At 64.7% G+C, this 21880-nt stretch carries 24 protein-coding genes; 14 read left to right on the top strand and 10 right to left on the bottom strand.

Annotated elements, in window-relative coordinates; translation table 11 throughout:
- Positions 1 to 22: 22 nt before the first annotated feature.
- The 3 genes from AC1RDJ_RS23630 to AC1RDJ_RS23620 all read right to left on the bottom strand — a co-directional run bounded on the left by AC1RDJ_RS23630 (position 23) and on the right by AC1RDJ_RS23620 (position 3079).
- Complete coding sequence (locus AC1RDJ_RS23630) at positions 23 to 808, bottom strand: CPBP family intramembrane glutamic endopeptidase (RefSeq protein WP_493028878.1); 786 nt, start codon at positions 806 to 808, stop codon at positions 23 to 25.
- Positions 805 to 2403: a GGDEF domain-containing protein gene (locus AC1RDJ_RS23625; protein ID WP_493028877.1), complete on the bottom strand. Its 1599-nt coding sequence runs from the start codon at positions 2401 to 2403 to the stop codon at positions 805 to 807. Before AC1RDJ_RS23625 ends, AC1RDJ_RS23630 begins: the two co-directional genes overlap by 4 nt.
- Before the next feature lie 298 nt (positions 2404 to 2701).
- Positions 2702 to 3079 carry a c-type cytochrome gene (locus AC1RDJ_RS23620; RefSeq protein WP_289885995.1) on the bottom strand — a complete coding sequence of 126 codons (378 nt, stop codon included), beginning with the start codon at positions 3077 to 3079 and terminating at the stop codon, positions 2702 to 2704.
- 300 nt (positions 3080 to 3379) lie between these two features.
- Here AC1RDJ_RS23620 and AC1RDJ_RS23615 point away from each other — a divergent pair, with 300 nt between their 5' ends.
- The 8 genes from AC1RDJ_RS23615 to AC1RDJ_RS23580 all read left to right on the top strand — a co-directional run bounded on the left by AC1RDJ_RS23615 (position 3380) and on the right by AC1RDJ_RS23580 (position 8822).
- Positions 3380 to 3943 carry a GNAT family N-acetyltransferase gene (locus tag AC1RDJ_RS23615; RefSeq protein ID WP_493028876.1) on the top strand — a complete coding sequence of 188 codons (564 nt, stop codon included), beginning with the start codon at positions 3380 to 3382 and terminating at the stop codon, positions 3941 to 3943.
- Positions 3940 to 4287, top strand: a complete 348-nt coding sequence (locus tag AC1RDJ_RS23610; RefSeq protein ID WP_493028875.1) for an SMI1/KNR4 family protein — start codon at positions 3940 to 3942, stop codon at positions 4285 to 4287. The genes AC1RDJ_RS23615 and AC1RDJ_RS23610 overlap by 4 nt, the downstream gene beginning before the upstream one ends.
- Before the next feature lie 12 nt (positions 4288 to 4299).
- Positions 4300 to 4839: a GNAT family N-acetyltransferase gene (locus AC1RDJ_RS23605; protein WP_493028874.1), complete on the top strand. Its 540-nt coding sequence runs from the start codon at positions 4300 to 4302 to the stop codon at positions 4837 to 4839.
- Positions 4836 to 5540, top strand: coding sequence for a response regulator transcription factor (locus AC1RDJ_RS23600; protein WP_493028873.1), 705 nt, complete (start codon positions 4836 to 4838; stop codon positions 5538 to 5540). Before AC1RDJ_RS23605 ends, AC1RDJ_RS23600 begins: the two co-directional genes overlap by 4 nt.
- Positions 5533 to 6756: a sensor histidine kinase gene (locus AC1RDJ_RS23595; RefSeq protein WP_493028872.1), complete on the top strand. Its 1224-nt coding sequence runs from the start codon at positions 5533 to 5535 to the stop codon at positions 6754 to 6756. Before AC1RDJ_RS23600 ends, AC1RDJ_RS23595 begins: the two co-directional genes overlap by 8 nt.
- 72 nt (positions 6757 to 6828) lie before the next feature.
- A complete protein-coding gene (locus AC1RDJ_RS23590) occupies positions 6829 to 7710 on the top strand; it encodes a CE1 family esterase (RefSeq protein ID WP_493028871.1) in 882 nt (293 codons plus the stop codon).
- 90 nt (positions 7711 to 7800) lie between these two features.
- A complete protein-coding gene (locus AC1RDJ_RS23585; protein WP_289886003.1) occupies positions 7801 to 8304 on the top strand; it encodes a hypothetical protein in 504 nt (167 codons plus the stop codon).
- The gene (locus AC1RDJ_RS23580) at positions 8301 to 8822 is read left to right on the top strand and encodes a DUF1993 family protein (protein ID WP_493028870.1); all 522 of its coding nucleotides are present in this window, start codon (positions 8301 to 8303) and stop codon (positions 8820 to 8822) included. The genes AC1RDJ_RS23585 and AC1RDJ_RS23580 overlap by 4 nt, the downstream gene beginning before the upstream one ends.
- Before the next feature lie 4 nt (positions 8823 to 8826).
- Here AC1RDJ_RS23580 and AC1RDJ_RS23575 read toward each other — a convergent pair whose 3' ends face one another.
- From AC1RDJ_RS23575 to AC1RDJ_RS23565, 3 genes are read right to left on the bottom strand one after another with little or no spacing between them, the layout of a single operon-like run.
- On the bottom strand, positions 8827 to 9285 hold the full coding sequence (locus tag AC1RDJ_RS23575; protein WP_493028869.1) for a hypothetical protein: 459 nt from the start codon (positions 9283 to 9285) through the stop codon (positions 8827 to 8829).
- A 2-nt stretch (positions 9286 to 9287) separates the two neighbouring features.
- Positions 9288 to 10265, bottom strand: a complete 978-nt coding sequence (locus AC1RDJ_RS23570; protein WP_493028868.1) for a D-2-hydroxyacid dehydrogenase — start codon at positions 10263 to 10265, stop codon at positions 9288 to 9290.
- Positions 10262 to 11224, bottom strand: coding sequence for a LysR family transcriptional regulator (locus AC1RDJ_RS23565; protein ID WP_493028867.1), 963 nt, complete (start codon positions 11222 to 11224; stop codon positions 10262 to 10264). Before AC1RDJ_RS23565 ends, AC1RDJ_RS23570 begins: the two co-directional genes overlap by 4 nt.
- 190 nt (positions 11225 to 11414) lie before the next feature.
- Here AC1RDJ_RS23565 and AC1RDJ_RS23560 point away from each other — a divergent pair, with 190 nt between their 5' ends.
- The 6 genes from AC1RDJ_RS23560 to AC1RDJ_RS23535 all read left to right on the top strand — a co-directional run bounded on the left by AC1RDJ_RS23560 (position 11415) and on the right by AC1RDJ_RS23535 (position 19423).
- A complete protein-coding gene (locus AC1RDJ_RS23560; RefSeq protein ID WP_156894740.1) occupies positions 11415 to 11585 on the top strand; it encodes a hypothetical protein in 171 nt (56 codons plus the stop codon).
- Positions 11582 to 12442 carry an alpha/beta hydrolase gene (locus AC1RDJ_RS23555; RefSeq protein ID WP_071323035.1) on the top strand — a complete coding sequence of 287 codons (861 nt, stop codon included), beginning with the start codon at positions 11582 to 11584 and terminating at the stop codon, positions 12440 to 12442. Before AC1RDJ_RS23560 ends, AC1RDJ_RS23555 begins: the two co-directional genes overlap by 4 nt.
- Before the next feature lie 294 nt (positions 12443 to 12736).
- The gene (locus AC1RDJ_RS23550) at positions 12737 to 13990 is read left to right on the top strand and encodes an efflux RND transporter periplasmic adaptor subunit (protein ID WP_289886006.1); all 1254 of its coding nucleotides are present in this window, start codon (positions 12737 to 12739) and stop codon (positions 13988 to 13990) included.
- Positions 13991 to 13992: 2 nt separating this feature from the next.
- Positions 13993 to 17193 carry an efflux RND transporter permease subunit gene (locus AC1RDJ_RS23545; protein WP_071323037.1) on the top strand — a complete coding sequence of 1067 codons (3201 nt, stop codon included), beginning with the start codon at positions 13993 to 13995 and terminating at the stop codon, positions 17191 to 17193.
- A 50-nt stretch (positions 17194 to 17243) separates the two neighbouring features.
- Positions 17244 to 18689: an efflux transporter outer membrane subunit gene (locus AC1RDJ_RS23540; RefSeq protein ID WP_289887327.1), complete on the top strand. Its 1446-nt coding sequence runs from the start codon at positions 17244 to 17246 to the stop codon at positions 18687 to 18689.
- Positions 18690 to 18865: 176 nt separating this feature from the next.
- The gene (locus tag AC1RDJ_RS23535; RefSeq protein WP_071323039.1) at positions 18866 to 19423 is read left to right on the top strand and encodes a fasciclin domain-containing protein; all 558 of its coding nucleotides are present in this window, start codon (positions 18866 to 18868) and stop codon (positions 19421 to 19423) included.
- A 79-nt stretch (positions 19424 to 19502) separates the two neighbouring features.
- Here AC1RDJ_RS23535 and AC1RDJ_RS23530 read toward each other — a convergent pair whose 3' ends face one another.
- From AC1RDJ_RS23530 to AC1RDJ_RS23515, 4 genes are all read right to left on the bottom strand, one after another.
- Positions 19503 to 19769, bottom strand: a complete 267-nt coding sequence (locus AC1RDJ_RS23530; RefSeq protein WP_071323040.1) for a hypothetical protein — start codon at positions 19767 to 19769, stop codon at positions 19503 to 19505.
- Between the two features lie 45 nt (positions 19770 to 19814).
- Positions 19815 to 20156: a hypothetical protein gene (locus AC1RDJ_RS23525; RefSeq protein ID WP_071323041.1), complete on the bottom strand. Its 342-nt coding sequence runs from the start codon at positions 20154 to 20156 to the stop codon at positions 19815 to 19817.
- A 115-nt stretch (positions 20157 to 20271) separates the two neighbouring features.
- Positions 20272 to 21294, bottom strand: coding sequence for a serine hydrolase domain-containing protein (locus AC1RDJ_RS23520; RefSeq protein WP_493028866.1), 1023 nt, complete (start codon positions 21292 to 21294; stop codon positions 20272 to 20274).
- A 227-nt stretch (positions 21295 to 21521) separates the two neighbouring features.
- Complete coding sequence (locus AC1RDJ_RS23515; RefSeq protein WP_071323042.1) at positions 21522 to 21857, bottom strand: hypothetical protein; 336 nt, start codon at positions 21855 to 21857, stop codon at positions 21522 to 21524.
- Between the last annotated feature and the right edge of the window lie 23 nt (positions 21858 to 21880).

Below are 21880 nucleotides of genomic sequence, written 5' to 3'. Positions count from 1 at the left end.
CATAATCCCTGTTCCTGCTGCTCTACGCGGCCGCATCGGCAGGCGCCAGGGCCACGCGCTGGCTGGGGCGCAGCAGGTAGACGCCGTACAGGCACAGGGGCAGCACCGCCAGCAGGGCGATATAGGGCAGGATCGATACGCCGTCTTCGGCCGGGTGCGGCAAGGTCGCCGTCACCAGCGCGTAGTCCCACAGCCCATGCACGAGGACCATGGGCCATATCGAGCGCGTGCGCAGGCGGATGGCCGCATACGCGATTCCCTGCAGGAAGGCGGCCACGGCTTGCCAGAGGGCGCCGCTGACGTCGCCCGTGGCCAGGCCGTTGGCGGTGTGGGACAGGCCGAACAGCGCCGACGACATCAAGACGGCCGGCCAGACGGCGTAGCGATCCAGCATGCCCTGCAGCAAGATGGCGCGGAACATCAGCTCTTCCGAGATGGCCACCAGCGCCGTATTGCAGGCCACGATCAGCAGCACGCGCGGCTGCGGCCAGCCGCCGGCCCAGGCCAGCAACAGCATCAGCAGCGCATACAGCAGGGGCGGCCAGACCAGCCACAGCGTTTTCCATGGCTGCGGCGCGCACAGGCCCGCGGCGCGGCGCCGGTCCGATGCCCGCAGCAGCGCCAGCGCGAACACGGCGGCCAGCGCCCACGACAGGCCGATGCCGCCGGTGACCGTGGCGGCCACGGGCGCGCGGATGGCGGACTCGAGCCAGCGGCCGCCCACGGTCAAGGCCAGCCAGACGGCCAGCGCGATGATGGCCAGCGGCATGCCGAGATGGAGACCCTGCCTGGATGCGGTCGGCGTCATGCTGCTGGCGCCTCCGTGCTGACGCGGTTGCGGCCGGTGTTTTTCGACTGGTACAGCAATGCATCGGCTTCGCGTATCAATTCGCTGCTGTCGGTACGCCGCTCCTGCCCGGGCCGCAGCGTGGCCGCGCCCAGGCTGACGGTGACGACGCCGTTGGCGCTGGCCGCATGGGGGAGTTGCAGCGCTTCCACGGCCGCGCGGATGGCTTCGGCAACGTCCCGCGCGCCTGCGGCGCCGGTGCCGGGCATGATCACGGCAAACTCTTCGCCGCCGTAGCGCGCCGCCAGGTCTTCGGCCCGGCCGACGCTGCGGGCCACGGCGCCCGCAACGGCTTGCAGGCAAGCGTCGCCAGCCACGTGGCCATACTGGTCGTTAAATTTCTTGAAGAAATCCACATCGAGCATGATCAGCGACACCGCGTGCCCGCTGCGCTGGGCGCGGTTCAGTTCATGCGCCAGCGTTTCATCGAAACAGCGGCGGTTGGCCAGCCCCGTCAAGCCATCCTGCGAAGCGCGCGCCGCCAGGTCCGCATTGGCGCGCTGCAACTGCGTGCTGGCCTGGCGCAGGTTGGCCTCGATGCGGTCGCGTACCGCAATCTGCCGCATCACCTTGCGGAACAGATAAATCAGCGCCGCCCCAGCCGCCAGCGACGCCAGCACGATTTGCGTGCCCAGCCATCGCCACTCGGCAAAGATGTCTTCCTTCGATAGCCCCGCTGCAACGATGACGGGAAAGCGCTGCAGATGGCGATAGCTGTACAGCCGTTCGGTCTCGTCCACTTTCGCCGTCATCATGGCCGTGCCGACCGGGCCTGTTTCGCGGTAGGCGCGCAAGATGGCGCCGGACGAAATATCCATGCCGATGAGCTCGGCCTGGAACGGCCGCCGGTAGATCAAGGTGCCGTCATCGAGGGCAAAGAATGCCGTGCCCAATTTGCCAAGATTGAGGCTGTCGTAGATGCGTTCGAAGGAAGCGAGCCCCAGGGTGACGAGCACCACGCCGGCAAACGAGCCGTCCGCCGATGCCACCCGGCGCGACACGGGCAAGACCCATTGCCCGCTCGATTTGCTGAGCACCGGCGCGCCGATATGGCTGCCCGGCTGCGCATGTGTCTTGTGATAGGTAAAGTAATCGCGGTCGGCATTGTTGCCGTCCCGCCCCGCGCCGGACGAGCTGGCAAGCCACTCTCCCTGCCTGTCAAAGATGAAGACGCCCGTGATTTCCGCTATATTCCTGGGCAACTGTTCCAGCCGGGATTGCAGCCGCTCGCCGCTAGCGTCCATATTGCCGTCGTGGCGTATTTGTTCGACAATATCGTCCAGCATCACATCGGCGATTTCCAGCTCCATGTACGCCTGTGCGGCCAGGGTGCGCGCCATGTTTTCCGTCGTCGCCTTCGCTTCGCGCAAGCGCACCTCGCGCGAAGACCAGACGATCCAGACGGTCATGCTCAGCAGCATGGAACACATGACGAAAAAGGCGATGCTGGCCAAGGCGGTCACTGGCCGCTTATGTTGGCGCAAGACCTCGGGCTGCGCCGGGACGGCGTCGGTATTGGCTGCTTCCTTGTCTGCTGCGTCCTTTACTGCGTGCATAAGCGAAGTTGCATCAATGATATGGTGGAAAATGTTGCCATACTACATTAAACCGCGTTGGTTCATGCGTCATGTACCCGCGAAAGGTCGACTGGCAAAGTCGATTCGCCTGGCGGCATGGCCCCCACAACATGGCAACATGCGCTATCCGCCTGCAAACCGGCGCCATCGGCAAACGGCGGCGTCTTGCCCGCGCGGCGCTCCTGGCGCCGTCCTTGCGACCGATGTGCCGGCGAATGTAATGGCAGGCAATCCTGCAATGGTACTCAGGTTTCCGTGCCCGCCCTTGATGCCAATATCAGCGACTTTTTGCAATCACGCCACTCATATACTGGTTCAAATCGCGAAAATCCTGCACCCTCCAGGCATACGGCGCTACTTTTACGCCGTTCTCTTTCAGCGTTTTTGGAATCAAGTCGCCATTGGGACGCAGTATTACCGATGACACGATAACGCCCGGATAATCCTTCAGGCGCTTTTTGAAAGCCGATGTTGTCAGATCAGGTGTCGGAGGATTGCTTTTATTTGCCAATGGCCCGGTTCCCTTGATATCTGCGCCGTGGCACATGGAACAGCGCTGTATGAAGAGATTTTTCCCGTTGATATTTTCCGCGAAGGCGGGCGACGTTTGAACCAGCGATAACATTCCCAGTGCGGCGATGAATACTATTTTCATTTTCATTTTCATTTGTTATATGGACTTGTTGTATAAATCAGATCTGAAACGAGAGAAAACCCCGCAGGCGCCGCTGCAATACTGAATTGTCTCGAAACATGTGCGCCGAGATGCGCCATGTATCCGTGTCACGCGAGAGGTAGACTTGCTCGCCGGCATTGTCCCACAAGCCCTCAAATCATGGCCTTCGTTTGCGTGCGATGCCCAGGCGCAAGTTCAACGCACGCTTACAAAGTTGCCACATCATTACAGTTGCATGGAATAATAAGAGTCGTTTTTTGAACCATCGATTGGAGTTGCATGGCCTACACGAAAACCATCACCACCGAGCGCCTGATCCTGCGCAAACCGCAACCATCGGATGAGGCGGACTTGTTCGCCATGCATTCCGACCCTGAAGTGATGCGCTATTTCAGCGAACCGCCCTGGCAAGATGCCAGCATCGCCGCCAGCAAGCTGGCCGAGGATATCGCCGCCTTCGAGAGGGAAGACTACTTCCGCTTCGCCGTCACGCTGAAGGCGACGGGCGAATATATCGGCAGCTGCAGCCTGTTCTCCGAGCACCGCCAGAACCGCCGCGCTGAAATCGGCTACGCGCTGGCCCGTCCGCACTGGGGCAAGGGCTATATGCAGGAAGCGCTGACGGGGCTGCTGGAATACGCGTTCGTCGAGCGCGACCTGAACCGCCTGGAAGCCGATATCGACCCGCTCAATACGGGGTCGGCCAGCGCCCTGGAGCGCCAGGGTTTTAACAAGGAAGGCTTCTTGCCCGAGCGGTGGATCGTCGCCGGCCAGGTCAGCGATACGGCCCTGTACGGCTTGCTGCGGCGCACATGGGAAGCGCGCCGCAAGGGCGCCGCGTGAGCGTGCAAGACATCGACGCGGTCCAGCGGGCGCTGGGCTGCGCCTTGCCGGCGCACTATCTGCACTTTCTCCAGGGCTGGCAAGAGCGCCTGCTCGGCGAACAAGTGCTGCTGTATGGCGCGGACAGTTTGATGGAGCGCAATGCCACCTACGAGACGCCACTGTCATGCCCCGGCTACATCGCCATCGGCGACGACAGCGGCGGGCGCGCCGTCATGCTGGCGCTCGATGGCGAGGATCGCGCCGTCTACCTGGTGGGGCATGGCTCCATGCAGCGCGACGATTTCGAGCTAGCCGCCGCCGATTTCGCCGCCTGGCTGGCGGCCGATTGTCCCGTCGACTGAGGAGGCAAGGCGATGCAAGCTGCCGATCTGCCCATGTCCGAGCATCCGCTGGTGACCTTCCGCCACCTGGTGCGCGACGATGCGCGCGCCTGGCATGCATACCTGGACGATCCCGCCGTCATCGAGCACACGAGCTGGGACTTGCGTTCCATCGATGACCTGCTGCCCAATTTCGACGGCTACGAATCGGCCGACCCGTCCTCGCCGGTGCGGCTGGCCGTGGTGCTGCGCGAGGGGGGCCAGCTGGTCGGTACCATCGGCTTCAATGCCGTTTCCCCGCAGCACCGCACGGCGGAAATCGCCTACGACCTGGCGCCCGCGTTATGGGGGCAGGGCGTGGCCACGGCCATCGTCGCCTCGCTCGTGGACTGGGGTTTCCGGCGTCTCGGCTTCCTGCGCATCCAGGCGACCGTGTTGGAGAGCAATAGCCGCTCGCTGCGCGTGCTGGAACGCTGCGATTTTGCCCGCGAAGGCTATCTGCGCAGCTACCGGCAGATTCGTGGAAGATCCGGCAATTTCTGGCTGTACGCACGCATCGCCGAAGCTCGATGAACAAGCCAGCCCTGAGCATCCTGCTGGTGGAAGACCACCTGGCCATCGCGCGCCAGGTGCTCGACTTCCTCGATGGCTTGCGCTGGCAGACCGACCACGCGGGCACGGGCGCGCTGGCCGTGCAGCTGGCGACGCGCAACCCCTATGACGTGGTGCTGCTGGACCTGAACCTGCCCGATATGGATGGCTTGCAAGTGTGCCGCGCCATCAAGGCTGCCGCGCCCAGCAATGTGCCCATCCTGATGCTGACGGCGCGCGATGCCTACGAAGACAAGGCGCGCGGCTTTCGCGACGGCGCCGACGATTACCTGACCAAGCCCTTCGACTTGCGCGAACTGGCCTTGCGCTGCGAGGCGCTGGCGCGCCGGCAGCAGCTGCATGTGCAGCAGGAAATGCGCGTCGGTCCCTTCACCTTGCTGACGCGCGAAGGCCGCGCCCTGTACCGCGACGCCCCGCTGCCGCTGACGCAGACGGGCTTCAGGATATTGCTGCTGCTGTGCCGCGAACATCCGCATGCCGTATCGCGCTCGGCCTTGCTGCAGCACTTGTGGGGCAGCCAGCCGCCCGACAGCGACGCGCTGAAGTCGCACGTATACGCGCTGCGCAAGCAGCTGGAACAGGCCGGAGGCGCGCACCTGCTCGTCACGATCCCGCAACTGGGTTACCGCCTCGCGTTCGATACCCGAGCAGAGCATGGCTAAGTCGATATGGCGCCGCCTGTTCGCCGCGCTGGCCGGCTTCGCCGTGCTGCTGTGCGTCTGCTACACGGGGCTGGCGCTGGTGATCGCGTATGTGACGGAAGACATGCTCGTGCAGCGCCTGCTCGAGCGCGAAGCGGCGGCCGTCAGCCAGCGCTTGCAGCAACAAGGTGAGCTGTCGCCTAGCGGTAGCGACCTCATCACGGTTTATGGCCGCTACCTTGATCTGCCGCAAGTGGTGCGCGAGCAGGTGCCGCCGACCGCCCCGCGCGCGGAAGTGTTTACGACGACGGGCCAGCATTATCATGTGCTGGCGCTCGATATCGTTGCCGATGGCCAGCGGCAGCGCTGCTATCTGCTGGCCGACGTGGCGCCCGTGCTCGTCGTCTCGCGCCTGGCGCAGGAAGTGGGCGGCGTCGTGCTGGGCGTGGCGCTGGCGCTGATCGGCCTGGCGCTGCTGCTGGCCTATTGGCTGGCGCGCCGCCTCGTGCTGCCCTTGCAGCGGCTGGCGCGCGAGGCACGGGCGCTCACGGCCGGCAGCGCCGTGCAGTTCAGCGAACGCGACCGGCCTGACGAGATCGGTTTCCTGGCGCGCCGCCTGGAAACCACGTTCGCCGAACTGCAGGCGGTCTTGCGGCGCGAGCACGCGTTTGCGCGCGACGTCAGCCACGAGCTGCGCACGCCGCTGACCTTGATGCACAACACGCTGGCGCTGGCCGAGGCGCAGCCCCTGACGGCGCAAGGGCAGGCGCAGTTGCAACAGGGCGTCGACGACATGCGCGCCACCATCGAAGTGCTGTTCGCGCTGGCGCAGGCCGAGCAGCTGCCCGGTGACGTGGTGGAGTTGCGCGGCTGCATGGAACAATGCCTGCTGCGCCTGCTCGAGGAATGGGCATGGGATGCCAGCCTGCTGGCGCTGGACTTGCCCGAGCGGCTGGACGTCGCCGGCAACCCGCAGCTGGTGATGTTGCTCATCAATAATTGCCTGGCGAATGCGCTGTTCCACGGCGGCCCCGATTGCCGCATCAGCATTGCGTTTGCGCAAGGCAGTCTGCACATCGTCAACACCGTGCCGGCGGGACAGCCGCGACGCGTGCAGGGCTTCGCCCATGGCCAGAACCTGCTGCTGCGCCTGGCCCAGGCCATGGCCTGGGAGATCGCCTTCCATCCGGGCGAAAGCGCATATCGCGTGGTCATCGTGCCCGTCCCGGCGCAATAAAGAGGCCGGATTTCACCGCGATTTCACCTGTCCCTGCTTATGCTGGCGGCTCTTTTACTTGAAGGGAAACCCATGAAAATCGCCATCAGCCTGCTGATCCTGTCCTGCCTCTGCACGTCCGCGCTGGCCCAGGTGCAATCGTTGCAGCACAAGGACGACAAGCGCCGCTACATCGTCTACACGCCCGCCGCCTACCACAGCCAGCCGCAGCAGGCGTTTCCCGTCGTCTTCAATTTCCATGGCGGCGGCATGAGCATGGCCGAGCAGATGCTGTACACGCAGATGAACAAGACGGCCGAGCAGCAGCAATTCATCGTCGTCTATCCGCAAGGCATCAAGCAGGACTGGAACGTGGGCTTCGGTATGGATTACCTGACAGGCACGGACGACATCGGCTTCACGCAGGCGATGTTGAGCAAGCTCAAGCAGGACTACCGCATCGACGACAAGCGCATCTATGCCACGGGCCTGTCGCGCGGCGGTTTCTTTGCCCTGCGCCTGGCGGCCGAGCTGCCCCAGCATTTCGCGGCCGTCGCCTCGGTGGGCGCGCCGATGCCGGAGCCCGTGGTGCAGCACCACCGGAAGGCGGACAAGGTCGGCATGCTGCTGATACAGGGCACGGCCGACAAGGTGGTGTTGTACGAGGGCAAGGCGGCCAGTTATCTGTCGGCCGAGGACACGTTTCGCTACTGGCGCAAGCACAACGGCATCGACGGCGCCACGCCGCAGCCGCGCCTGATCGCTGGCGCGGCCGGTGATGCCACGCAGGTGAGCTGGCTGGAGCAGGGCGCGGGCGCCGCGGGCGCCAGCGTGGCATTGGTCACGGTCAAGGATGGCGGCCATACGTGGGCCGGCGCCGATGCCTTCAATATCGGCCTGCCCATCGGCAAGACGACGCGCGCCATCGATGCGAACGAGGTCATCTGGGAATTTTTCAGCCGCCATCGCCGCTGAGGCGCATGCCCGCGCGCGCGGGCGAGCCGCCATGCTAGGATGGCGGCCATCGCCGCAGGCGGCAAATCAAGGGAAGGGGGCACGGTGGGAATGTCAGAAGCAGGTATCGCGGCCATGGCCGAGGCGATCTTTGCCAAGCCCGGCGCGGCCGTGGCGCAGGCGTATTCGGCGCCGGAACGGGAAACGCTGCATTTCCACACGCCCGCCGAGCTGTGCGCGCATGCGGCCAGGCTGGAGGCCGAAGGGGCAAGCGAGGTTTTCCTGGCCGTCCATTACCCCGACATGGCAGGGCAGTTCGCGCCGCGCCGCATCGCGCTCGACCCGGCCAAGTGCGGCGGCCTCACCTACCGTCATGTTTGCGAAGGCTGGGGCGTCATCCGCGTGTATCTGCGCTTGTCCGGCGGCAAGGGGCTGGACTCGAACGTGGGTGCCAATTCGCAGAAGCGCGCGGAAAAATGGCAACCCCATTACCCGGAATTCGGCCCCACCGATGCCTGGGACTGGGATGCCGTGGGTCGCCATGAACGCCGGCTGATCCGGGTGCTGAAGAAGGTCGCCGCGCAGGATGCGGCGGCGCAGGGGAGCCTGGCATGACGGAGGTGATGCAGATCAATCCGGCCACCGTGTTTTGCCGCGCCCTGCGCCAGTTGTCGGCCATGCTCGACAAGCTGGATGGATACGGCATCGAGCCGCCGATCCTGGCGGCGCGCTTGCACCCGGAGATGCTGCCGTTTGCCCAGCAGGTACGCGCGGCCGTGAGTTTTTCGCTGCGCGGCTGCTGTCCGCTGGCGGATCTGGTCGTGGCCGATTTCAGCGCCGCCGCCAGCCTGCAGGAACAGATCGCGCAGACCGTATGCTATCTCGATGCCATCGCGCCTGAGCGCTTCGCGGGCGCGCCCGAACGGATCTGCCGCGACCGCGCCGGCTTTGCCGACCTCGCGCTGCCGGCCGATGAATTCCTGCACCTGTATATCCTGCCGAATTTCTACTTTCATTTCGGCATGGCGTATGCGATCGCGCGCAGCCGTGGCGCGGCCATCGGCAAGGGCGATTTCGATGGCTACCACGCATATGCGCCGGGCTTTTCCTTCGAACGGCCGGCCGCGGCCTAAGACGCTACAGTCCCGCTTCCTTCCACGACGCCAGGCCCAGCCGTTTCAGCAGCCGGCCCGACAGGCCGCAGCTCCAGCAGCTCATCTGGATTTGCCGGTGCTGCGCCGGTGCCGCCGCCTGCCAGGCTTGCTCGGCAAAGTCCAGCAGGGCGTCGCTGAGCGGGGAAGCATCGGCCACGGGCGGCAACCGGCCCATCAGCGTCAACACGCCATGTCCCGCGTGCGGGATCTGCAGCAAGCCGGCCAGCAGGGCGCGCAGGACGGCGCCGTCGATGGAGCCGCTGGCCTGCGCAAGCCGCTGCTGCCAGGATGGCCCGCGTGCCTGCCACAGGGCCAGCAGCGTGGGCACGTCGGCGGGCTGGAGTTGCCCGATCAGCTCGTCCGCCTCGAGGAACAGGTCGAGACGGTCATACTCGCCGTCGTCCAGGCCCAGCAGCTCGTCCAGCTCGTCCAATATGGCCACGCTCATGCCACCACGTTGGTCGGCGCCCCACGCTCGAACGCTTCGATGTTGTCGATCAGCATGTCGGCCAGTGTCTGCATGGCTTCGCCGCTGGCCCAGGCCGTGTGCGGCGTGAGGATGAAGTTGGGCAGGCGCAAATTGAGCAGCGGATTGTCGGGCAGCGGCGGCTCCTTGCTCAACACGTCGAAGCCGGCGCCGGCGATCACGCCCTTGCGCAATGCCTCGGCCAGCGCCGCTTCATCGACGAGGCCGCCCCGCGCCGTGTTGATCAGCAGCGACGTCGGCTGCATGCGCGCCAGTTCCTGCGCGCCGATGATGTTGCGCGTGGCCTCCGTCAAGGGCAGGTGCAGGCTCAGCACGTCGGAAGTGGCCAGCAGCGCGTCGAACGTCACTTCCGTCACGCCGTCTTCGTCGATGGGCGAACGGTTGTGCACCTGCACCTGCATGCCGAAGGCGCGCCCCAGCTGCGCCACGGACTTGCCCAGCTTGCCGTAGCCGAGCAAGCCCAGACGGCTGCCGGCCAGGTCGCGGACCGGATGGCCGAACAGGCAGAAGCGCTCCGAGGCCTGCCACAGGCCCGCTTCCACGTCGGCGCGGTAGGCGATCAATTGCCGGCGCAGGGCCAGCATCAGCGCCAGCGTATGTTCGGGCACGGTGGCGCGCGCATAGTCGCGGATGTTGGCGACGACGATGCCCCGTTCGCGGCAGGCAGCCAGGTCGAGGATGTCCGTGCCGGTGGCGGCCACGGCGATCATCTTCAGGTCCGGCAGCTGCGCCAGTTCGGCCGCGCGCAGCGGCACCTTGTTCGTGATGGCGATGGTGGCGCCTTGCAGGCGGGCCACCGTCTGTTCGCTGCCCTTGGTATGCGCATGTTCCTGCCAGCTGTGCGCGAAGGCGGGCGGGCGCACGCTGGCGATCAGGCTGTCGCGGTCGAGAAAGACGATGCGATGCGGGTGCGGCGATGTGCTTGCTGCTGTCATGGCTGGGCCTCGGTCAGGTTGGCGCGCGCGCTGGCGGGACTGCTCTTGCCCTTGAGCTGCGTGGCCGGGTGATTGGTAAACATGTCGGCGACCCATTCGACAAACACGCGCACCTTGGCGGACAAATGGCGGTTGGGCGGATAGATCACGTGGATGGGCAGCGGGTCGGATTCCCATTCGCCGAGCAATTCCACCATTTTGCCCTGTTCTATCAGCGGCGCAAGCATGAAATGCGTCATTTGCACGATGCCCAGGCCCGCCAGGCCGGCGGCCGTGTAGGCGTTCGAATCGTTCAGGGCGATATGGCTGGGCATGACGATCTGGATGCGTTCGCCGTCGCGCGTGAAATCCCAGTCGAAGGTCTTGCCCGTCTTGGCGGAGAAAAAATTCACGCCACGGTGCTGCGCCAGGTCGCTCGGGTGCAGCGGCGTGCCGTGGCGCGCCAGGTAGGCGGGCGAGGCGCACGTCATGAAATGCAGCACGCCGACGCGGCGCGCGATCAGGTTCAGGTCGCCCAATTCACCGCCGCGCACGGCGCAGTCGACGCCTTCCTCGATCAGGTCGACGGGGCGGTCGCTGCAGCCGAGTTCGAGCACGATGTCGGGGTAGCGGGCAAAGAAGTCGGGCAGGGCGGGGATGATCAGCTCGCTGGCCAGGGCCGTGGGGGCGTCCACGCGCAGCCGTCCGCTGGGGCTCAGTCGCGTGCGCGACAGCGATTCCTCGGCTTCGCGCACGTCCGACAGGATGCGCACGCAGCGCTCGTAGTAGGCGGCGCCGTCGGACGTGATGCTGACGTGGCGCGTGGTGCGGTTCAGCAACTTAACCGACAGGCTCGCTTCCAGCGACTGGATCAGGGTCGACACGGTCGCTTTCGGCAGCTGCATGTTTTCCGCCGCGCGCGTAAAGCCGCCCGCATCGACAACCTGGATGAAAACTTCCATTGCTTGCAGCTTGTTCACTTGATTCCTTATCATGTTGCGCCAGATTGTTCGTAATTCTGAACAATCAATTCGTCATTGCACTCTTTATCAGATTGTAGATCAAGTCTATAGTTGTTGTACTGCAGCATAAATGTGAATGCCGCAGGAAGTTCACAGGAGAAAAATCATGGGTCATCGGAATGGAATCTTTGCAGTGCTCGCTCTCGCTATGAGCTCGCTCGCTCTGGCCGCGATGGTATCGACGGATGCATACTCGATGGCGGCGCAAAGCGAAGCCAGCGGTTATAGCGCCCTGACCCATGAAGTGGGCGGCGTCGCCCTGTTGTGCCTGAACGACACGGTGCTCGATGCTGCGGTGCAGCCGGTGGTGGCGCAATGAGCGTTGCCGACACGGCGGTCGAACTGGCGCCTGAACAGTCGCTGAAGATACGCGACATCCAGGTGCAGGGCGCGCAGGATGCGCTTGCCGCGCGGGTCTACACGGCCGGCGTGCCGGGCGCCAGGCAGCCGAACCTGATGGTCTTCTTCCACGGCGGCGGTTTCGTCGATGGCGACCTGGACGATGCGGACGATTTCCTGCGCTGCCTCGTGCTGAGCAATCCCGACCACGTGGTGCTGGCCTCGAACTACACGCTGGCCAAGGTGCGGCCTTTCCCCGCCGCCGTGGAAGACGCGCACGCCGTGCTGCTGTGGGCAAAAAAGAACAAGTCCAAGCTGGGCTGGACGGGCAAGCAGATGGTGGTGTCCGGCATCGAAGCGGGCGCCAACCTGGCTGCCGTGTGCGCGATGATGTCGCGCGACCGTGGCGGGCCGCCGCTGGCGGGCCAGGTGCTGATCATGCCCATGCTCGACCCGGGCCTGTCGACCTGTTCGATGCGCACCCTGCCGACCTGCCCGGACCTGGCGGAAGTGGCCGACCAATGCGCCGCCGCCTACCGCGGCTACCTGCCGAATGCCGCCGACCGCAGCCATCCTTACGCGTCGCCATTGCAGTCGAGCCGCCTGAAGAACCTGCCGCCGGCGCTGATACTGTCCAGCGAAGATGACCCATTGCGCGATGAGGCTGAACAATACGGTAGCAAGCTGATCGCCTGCGGCATCAAGACCACCGTGCGGCGCATGGCCGCCGCGCCGCTGCAGGATGCGGGCGCCCGCAATGAATGTGCCTGCAAAGTCCAGGTATTGGGCGAGATCGCCAGCTTTGTCGCCGGATTGGGGCAAGAGCCCGAATCATGACGCCGCCATGTGCGGCACCATAAAAAACTTACACTAATCAGTTTACTTTTTAAGTTTTGGTTGTTACACTACCGAGTGTAGATTCTCATTGTAACGCCATTCCTGTCTGCGCTGTGCACTCGCACAGCCGGTTTCGTCGTCCCCGTCTGCTTTTAACCAGCTGGCGGCCTGTTTACCTTTGATCGAGCGCCGTCGGGCGCCATGGCAACACCGTTCACTGCAGTTTCCACCTTTTAGCTGGGTTGCTTCCTGCCGCCCATACCATTAGAAATTTTCATAAAACAGGGAAATAAAATGAAAAACGCTCAACAATTTTCCACTTTGGGAACTTTACTCAAGCCCCTGGCCGCCTCGCTCGCGCTGGCCGGACTGGTGGCCGTGAGCCTGGCCGGATGCGATTCCGCCAACAGCAAGGTGCCCGACGCGCCAGCGGCCGGCGGCCCGCCCATCTCGGCCGCCGCCGTGGTGGAAAAACAGATCACGGAAACGCAGGAATTCTCGGGCCGCCTGGAAGCGATCGAGCGCGTGGAAATCCGTTCGCGCGTCGGCGGCTTCATCACGGCCGTCAATTTCAAGCCGGGCAGCGAAGTGAAGAAGGGCGATGTGCTGTTCGTCATCGACCCGCGTCCCTTCCAGGCGGAAGTGTCGCGCGCCGAAGGCACGGCGGCCTCGGCCCGCGCCAAGGCGGAACTGGCCAAGCTGGAACTGTCGCGCGCTGAAAAGCTGCTGGCTGAAAAAGCCATCGCCCAGCGCGAATTCGATGAAAAAGCCTCGGGCCTGAAAGAGCTGGACGCCAATGCCCGCTCGGCGCAAGCCGCGTATGAAGCGGCCAAGCTGAACCTGTCGTACACGCAGGTGCAGGCGCCGATCAGCGGCCGCGTCAGCAAGGCGGAAATCACCGTCGGCAACCTGATCGACGCGTCCGCCATCCTCACCTCGGTGGTGTCGACGGACCGCATCTACGCCAGCTTCGACGGCGATGAAGATACCTATCTGCGCGTGGCCGGCACGGCGCAAAAGGGCACGCCGGTCACCGTCAAGGTGGGCCTGGCCAACGAAACGGGCTTCCCGCATGAAGGCAAGCTGGAATTCGTCGACAACCAGCTCGACCCTGCGACGGGCAGCGTGCGCATGCGCGCCACCTTCGCCAATGCCGAGCGCCAGCTGGTGCCTGGCCTGTTCGCGCGCATCCAGCTCGACGGCGGCAACGGCCCGCAGGCGCAAAGCACGGCGCTGTTGATCTCCGACCGCGCCGTCGGCACGGACCAGAGCCGCAAATACGTCTACGTGGTGGGCGCCGACAACAAGGCCGAGTACCGCGCCGTCAAGCTGGGCCCGAATTCGGACGGCTTGCGCGTGGTGCGCGAGGGCTTGAAGGCGGGCGAAAAGATCGTCGTCAACGGCTTGCAGCGCGTGCGCCCCGGCGCACCGGTGACGCCGCAGATGGTGGCCATGGATTTCGACCCGACCGCGCCTGTCGCCCCCGCAAAACCTGAAGCAAAAGACGCCAAGATCGCCGCGAAAGCAGCATCGACTTCCAAGGAATAAACATGAACTTTTCCCGCTTTTTCATCGACAAGCCGATTTTCGCGGCGGTGCTGTCGATAGTCATATTCGTGGCCGGGCTGCTGTCAATTTTCGGCCTGCCCATCTCCGAGTATCCCGACGTCGTGCCGCCGTCCGTGGTGGTGCGCGCGCAGTACCCGGGCGCCAACCCGAAAGTGATCGCCGAAACCGTGGCCGCGCCGCTCGAGGAGCAGATCAACGGCGTCGAGAACATGCTCTACATGTCCTCGCAAAACACGTCCGACGGCGCCATGATGCTGACCGTGACTTTCAAGATCGGCACCAACGTCGAGCAGGCCGAGACGCAGGTGCAGAACCGCGTGCAGCGCGCCTTGCCGCGCCTGCCCGAGGAAGTGCGCCAGATCGGCGTGACGACCGTCAAGTCGTCGCCCAACCTGACCATGGTGGTGCATCTGGTCTCGCCGAACAAGCGCTATGACGACATGTATCTGCGTAACTACGCCGTGCTGAACGTCAAGGACCAGCTGGCCCGCCTGCCCGGCATGGGCGACATCCAGATCTTCGGCGCCGGCGACTACGCCATGCGCATCTGGCTCGACCCGCAAAAAGTGGCGGCGCGCGGCATGACGGCCAATGACGTCGTCGACGCCATCCGCGAGCAGAACGTGCAGGTGGCTGCAGGTGTCATCGGCGCTTCGCCGGCGAAGAACTCGGACTTCCAGCTGACCGTCAATACCCAGGGCCGGCTGCAGACGCCCGAGGAATTTGGCGCCATCATCGTGCGCACCAATGCCGACGGCGCCGTGACGCACCTGAAGGACGTGGCGCGCGTGGAAATGGGCGCCAACAGCTACTCGCTGCGTTCGCTGCTGAACAATAATCCGGCCGTCGGCATGGGTATTTTCGAAGCGCCGAACGCCAACGCGCTGCAACTGTCGTCCGACGTGCGCGCCAAGATGGACGAACTGAAAAAAGACTTCCCGCAAGGCGTGGAATACCGCATCGAGTACGACCCGACGCAGTTCGTGCGCTCGTCCATCGAAGCCGTGATCCATACCCTGCTGGAGGCCATCGCCCTGGTGGTGCTGGTGGTGATCATCTTCCTGCAAACCTGGCGCGCATCGATCATCCCGCTGCTGGCCGTGCCCGTCTCCATCGTCGGCACCTTTGCCGTGATGCTGGGCTTTGGCTTCTCGATCAATACCCTGTCGCTGTTCGGCCTCGTGCTGGCCATCGGTATCGTCGTCGATGACGCCATCGTCGTGGTGGAAAACGTCGAGCGCAACATCGAGGAAGGCTTGTCGCCGCGCGACGCCACCATCCAGGCCATGAAAGAGGTCAGCGGTCCTATCGTCGCCATCGCCCTGGTGCTGTGCGCCGTGTTCGTGCCGATCGCCTTCGTGCCCGGCCTGTCGGGCGAGTTCTATCGCCAGTTCGCGCTGACCATCGCCATTTCGACCGTGATCTCCGCTTTCAGCTCGCTGACCCTGGCACCGGCCCTGTCGGCAGCGCTGCTGCGTCCGCACGATGCACCGAAAGACGCGCTGACGCGCGGCATGGACAAGGTCTTCGGCCGCTTCTTCGCCTGGTTCAACCGCTTCTTCGGCCGCGCTTCGCACCGCTATGAAGCGGGCGTGAAGGGCGTATTGGGCCGCAAGAGCGCCTCGCTGGGCGTGTACGCGCTGCTGGTGGTGGCCGCCATCTTCACCTTCAAGGCCGTGCCGGCCGGCTTCGTGCCGGCGCAGGACAAGCAATACCTGGTGGGCTTTGCGCAATTGCCTGACGCCGCCTCGCTGGACCGCACGGAAGATGTCGTGCGCCGCATGTCCGACGTCATCAAGTCGGTGCCTGGCGTCGAGTCGACCATCGCCTTCCCGGGCCTGTCAATCAACGATTTCACCAATGCGCCGAACGCCGGCATCGTCTTCGCCACCCTGAAACCGTTCGACGAACGCACCAGCAAGGAGCTGTCCGGCGGCGCCATCGCGGCCGAGATCAACAAGCGCCTGGGCGGCATCCAGGACGCCTTCATCATGGTCTTCCCGCCGCCGCCCGTCAACGGCCTCGGCACCATCGGCGGCTTCAAGATGATGATCGAAGACCGCGGCAACCTCGGTTACGACGCGCTGTACAACGCCACCCAGGCGCTGGCCGCGAAAGCGTACCAGACGCCGGAACTGGCGGGCGTGTTCTCGGGCTACCAGATCAACGTGCCGCAGCTGTTTGCCGACGTCGACCGCGTGAAAGCCAAGCAGATGGGCGTGCAGCTGCAAACGATTTACCAGACCTTGCAGATCAATCTCGGCTCGCTGTACGTGAACGACTTCAACCAGTTTGGCCGCACCTACCAGGTGCGCGTGCAGGCCGATGCCGCGTTCCGTTCGCATGCCCAGGATATCGCGCAGCTGAAGGTACGCAATGACAAGGGCGAAATGATCCCGCTGTCGTCGCTGATGCGTGTCAAGGATAGCTATGGTCCTGACCGCGTACAGCGCTACAACGCCTATGCCGCAGCCGACTTCAACGGCGGCGCCGCGCCTGGCGTGTCGAGCGGCCAGGCGCAAGCCGCGCTGGAACGCATCGCCAAGGAGGTGCTGCCGCAGGGGATTTCGTACGAGTGGACGGAACTGACCTACCAGGACATCTTGTCCGGCAATACGATGATCTATGTGTTCCCGCTGTGCGTGCTGCTGGTGTTCCTCGTGCTCGCCGCCCAGTACGAAAGCTGGACCCTGCCGCTGGCCGTGATCCTGATCGTGCCGATGTCCATCCTGTGCGCCTTGCTGGGCGTCAAACTGACCGGTGGCGACAACAATGTGTTCACCCAGATCGCGCTGTTCGTGCTGGTGGGGCTGGCGTCGAAGAATGCGATCCTGATCGTGGAATTTGCGCGCGAACTGGAAGACCATGGCCGCAGCGTCGTGCAGGCGGCGCTGGAAGCGTGCCGTCTGCGCCTGCGTCCGATCCTGATGACGTCGATCGCCTTCATCATGGGCGTGGTGCCACTCGTGTTCTCGCACGGCGCCGGTTCGGAAATGCGCCATGCCATGGGCGTGGCGGTGTTCGCCGGCATGCTGGGCGTGACCTTCTTCGGCCTGTTCCTGACGCCCGTGTTCTATGTATTGCTGCGCACCCTGGCGCAGCGTTTTGAGAAAAAACCAGCCGCCGCTGCCGCCAAGCCTTCCGCCGCGCCAGTGCTGGACCTGGAAGGAGATATATATTGAAAACCAACGCAACTACACGGGTAACCGTCCTGCGCACGGCCTTGACGGCCATGGCCGCCGCCGTGCTGCTGGCCGCCTGCGCGGCGCCCGAGTTCAAGCAGCCGCAGATCGAGACGCCGGCCGCGTTCAAGGAAGCGCAAAGCCTGCCCGCCGTGCAGACGGCGGCCGACGGCACGCGCTGGAAGCAAGGCGTGCCGGCCGAACGCCAGGCGCGCGGCGAGTGGTGGCTGGCCTTCAATGATCCGGCCCTGACTAGCCTGATCAATGAGGCCACGCAGGCGAACGCCAACCTGGCCGTGGCCGCCGCCCGCGTCAAGCAGGCGAGGGCCATTGCCGGCATCGCCGAAGCGGACCGCATCCCGCAAGTGGGCGTCAACGTGGGCGGCCAGCGCAACCGCGCCTCCGCCGTGTCGCTGGGCTTGCCGAACGGCGCGCCCGTCGCCGCCGGCAACGTCTACCAGGCCAACCTGACGGCCAGCTACGAAGTCGACCTGTTCGGCCGCGTGGCATCGAATGTCAGCGCCTCGCGCAGCGATGCGCTGGCCGTGGAAGCGACTTACCGCTCCGTGCTGCTGTCCCTGCAGGCCGACGTGGCGCAAACCTACTTCCAGCTGCGCGCCACGGATGCGGAACTGGCGACCCTGGAGCAGACGGTGCGCCTGCGCGAGGAAAGCGTGCATGTGAACCAGCGCCGCTATGACCTGGGCGACATTGGCGAATTCGATTTGTCGCGTGCCCGCACGGAGCTGTCGACGACGCGCGCCGAGGCCATCGGCCTGCAGCGCCAGCGCGCCACCAGCGAGCATGCGCTGGCCGTCCTGCTGGGCAAACCGGCCGCCAGCTTCACGGCGACCGTCAACCCGCTGCAGGATAGCGGCTTCCTGCCCGTGATCCCGGCCGGCATGCCGTCCTCGCTGCTGGAGCGCCGCCCCGACATCGCGTCGGCGCAGCGCACCATGGAAGCGTCGAATGCGCGCATCGGCGTGGCGAAATCGGCGATGTTCCCCGCGCTGACCCTGAATGCCTCCGGCGGCGGCGCGTCCGATACCTTCTCGGACATCTTCAAGTGGAGCAGCCGCTCCTGGCTGCTGGGCGCCCTGATGTCGATGCCGATCATCGACGGCGGTCGCAACAAGGCTGCCGTGACGCGCAGCGAGGCGCAGCTGGAAGAGTCGGTGGCGACGTATCGCCAGAGCGTGCTGGTGGCGTTCGCCGAGGTGGAAGACAACCTGGCCGGCCTGCGCATCCTGTCTGGCCAGACGCAGCAGATCGACGAAGCCGTCGTCTCGGCGCGCCGCTCGGCCGACCTGGCGCAAAAGCTGTACGACGCGGGCCGTTCCAGCTACCTGGACCTGCTCGACGCGCAGCGCAACCTGGCCGCCATCGAGCGCAATGCCGTGCAGCTGCGCGGCAACCGCGCCGTTACCACGGTGGCGCTGATCCGCGCCCTCGGCGGCGGCTGGGGCGAGACGGAGCCGCAAGTGGCGGCCAACTAGATTCCCGGCACCGCGGGCTGGGGAATCCGGCCCGCGGCAAGGGAGGCAGATCGGGAACGGCGTCGTGCGCTTGCACGGCGCCGTTTTTTTGTGCTCCGCAAGTTGAATCCGTTTGCGGCAAGGCCGCGTAAGTAGTCCTGCAATCATGCAAACGCAGTCATCCAGGAGATATCATCATGCGCACCTTCGTTCCCGCAGCACTGTTTGTCGCTTCCATGCTGGCCGCCAGCGCCCCTTTTGCCGCCGACATGACGACCATGGTGGGCGGCCAGAGCATGTATCCGAGCAAGGATATCGTCGACAACGCCGTCAATTCGGCCGACCACACGACCCTGGTGGCCGCCGTCAAGGCCGCCGGCCTGGTCGATACCCTGAAAGGCAAGGGACCGTTTACCGTGTTCGCGCCGACGAATGCGGCGTTCGGCAAGCTGCCGGCAGGCACGGTCGACACCCTGGTCAAGCCCGAGAACAAGGCGACCCTGACGAAAATCCTCACCTATCACGTGGTACCTGGCAAATACGACTTCAAGGCGCTGGCCAGGGAAATCAAGATGCATGACGGCAAGGCGACCCTGCCCACGGCCAGCGGCGGCAAGCTGATGTTCGCCATGAACGGCATGCACAATATCGTCGTGATGGATGAAGGCGGCAACAGCGCCAACATCAGCACCTATGACGTGTATCAATCGAATGGCGTGATCAATGTCATCGACACGGTGCTGATGCCGAAATAAGTGGACGAAGAAGTGGACGAAGAAGCGGACGAAAAAAAAGACAGGGAAAACCCTGTCTTTTTTGTCTGCATGCTGCCGATTACTTGGCTGGCGCTGGAGCCGCCGCAGCTTCCGCAGGGGCTGCCGGCGCGGCCTTGTCTGCAGGCGCCGCTTTCTTTGCCTTGTGGTGCTTGGCTTTCTTGTGCGCGGCCGGCTTGACGGCGGCTGGCGCTTCGGCCTTGGCTGCCGGCGCTGCGGCGGCTGCGGGAGCGGCCGGTGCAACTGGTGCTGGCTGGGCGGCTGGCGTCTGGGCGAAAGCGGCGGTGGCGAACAGGCTGGCGATCAGGGTGGCGATAACTTTTTTCATGGCGAGATCCTTGGTTGTTTGTCGGGGTGATGCAGTGAAAGGGAATTACTTCGCTGGCGCGGCTTCGGCGGTGGCCGATGCCAGTTTTTCGTCAGCCTTGGCCTTGGTTTTCTTGGCCTTGTGGTGCGCCTTGGCCTTGGCGGCGGTCGCTTCCGTTTTCGCGCTGGCTACTTCCGTTTTTGCGGCGACGACAGCCTTGGCTTCTTTCGCATCGGCTTTAACGACGGCTTGCGCTTCCTTGGCATCGGCCTTCACGACGGCCTTGGTGTGGGCCGCTTCCACTTTGGCGGGTACCGAGGCTGCCGCAGCGGCAGGCGCTGCTGGCGTCTGGGCAAAGGCAGCGGTTGCGAACAGGCCGGCGATCAGGGTAGCGATTACGTTTTTCATGGTGCAGTCCTCAGTGGTGGTTTGTCTGGTACGTCTGTTGGTGCCGGGATGATTCCCGTGTCACTGAGCATAAAACGCGTGCCCGAATGCTTGCGTTGACGACCATTACAAACGCTTACATCTGCCTGCCATCGGCCGTCAGGATGGCTTTCAGGATGTCTTCCGAACGGCGCTGTCCATAGCCCTTGCCGTACGCGCTGGAAGCCACGCTCACCACCATGCGGCGCGTGGGGATCACATAGATCTTGTTGCCGCCATTGCCGGAGGCGAAGAACACGGGAATCTTCTGGCCGGCGATGTCCTGCGTCTTCGCATACCAGAAATAGCCGTAGCTGTCGGCGTAGCGGTCCACCGCGCCGATGGCCACGCGCGGCGCCAGCGCGGCCTTGAGCCAGCTGGCGTCGATCACGCGCCGGCCGTCGAACATGCCGTCGTCCAGCACCATCTGTCCGATTCGTGCCGTGTCGCGCGCGCGCAGCGACAAATTGCCCTGGCCTTTAGGATGGTTTGCCACGTCGCGGCCCCAGCTCCAGCGCGTGATGCCCAGCGGCGCGAACAAGGCCTTGGTGGCATAGTCTTCCAGGTCGGCGCCGCCGGCGTTTTCCACCACGCGCCCGGCGATATACGAGCCCAGCGAGTTGTAGCGGTATATGCCGCCCGGTGCGGCGGCTGCGGGCACGCCGCGCACGAAGGCGGCGGGATCCGGCGCTTCATCGAGCTTGTCTTCATTGCCTGGCGAGGCTGCGTCTTCGTCGAAGGCGGCCAGGCCGGAACGCATGGTCAGCAAATCGTCGAGGACGACCTTGCCCGCGGGGCTGTCGGCCACCTCGGGCCAGTAGTGGCCCACTGTTTTGCTTGTTGTCAGCTGGCCGCGCGCCACGGCCGCACCCACCAGCAAGGCGGTGATGCTCTTGCCGGCCGAACGGATGTCGTGCAGGGTCTCGGCCGTTTCGCCGTTGTAATAGCGCTCGGCCACGATGGCGCCGTCGCGCAGCACCACCACGGCGCGCAGGTCGCCATGGCTGTCGCGGTCCTGGGCTTGCAGTACCTGGTTCAGGGTGGGCTGGGGCGCGTCTTGCGCCACGGCGGCGCAGGACAGGAGTAGGGTGCTCAGAAGTGACAGGGACAGGCGGCGCATGCGAGGAACTCCGTATGATGGCGGGAGTGTCAGTGTCTCGCATGCGCGGCGCTTTGTCGCGCGCTATCTGGCCTGCTGGATGAAGTTCGCATGAAGGCCATGCGGAAAAGGCGGCACATGGCCGCCGCGCCATGCAAAAGGACAGCCGAAGCTGTCCTTGTTATTGCCGCGGTCGAAGTCACGCAAGCGCCGACCCGGCGGAGGCGCTCCCGTGACAACTGCCTCGATTACTTCGCTGGCGCCGCAGGAGCAATCGCTTCCGCCGCTTTCGCTTCGCCTGCCGCCAGCTTGGCTTTATTGGCCTTGTGGTGGGCCTTGGCCTTGCTGACCTTGGCGTCGGCCTTGGCGCTGGCGACATCGGCTTTCGCATCGGCGACGACGGCCGCTTCCTTCGCTTCGGCTTTCACGACGGCCTTGGTCTCCTTGGCATCGGCCTTGGCGACGGCTTTCGTGTGGGCCGCTTCCACTTTCGCTGGAACCGGGGCTGCCGGAGCGGCAGGGGTTTGGGCGAAGGCGGCGGTGGCGAACAGGCTGGCGATCAGGGTGGCGATAATTTTTTGCATGATGAGGTCCTTGGTGTTTTGTC

Source organism: Janthinobacterium sp. GW822-FHT07H10 (assembly GCF_058798675.1).
Note: the sequence above shows the minus strand (reverse complement) of the source record. Positions and strands in the feature narration are given on the sequence as shown.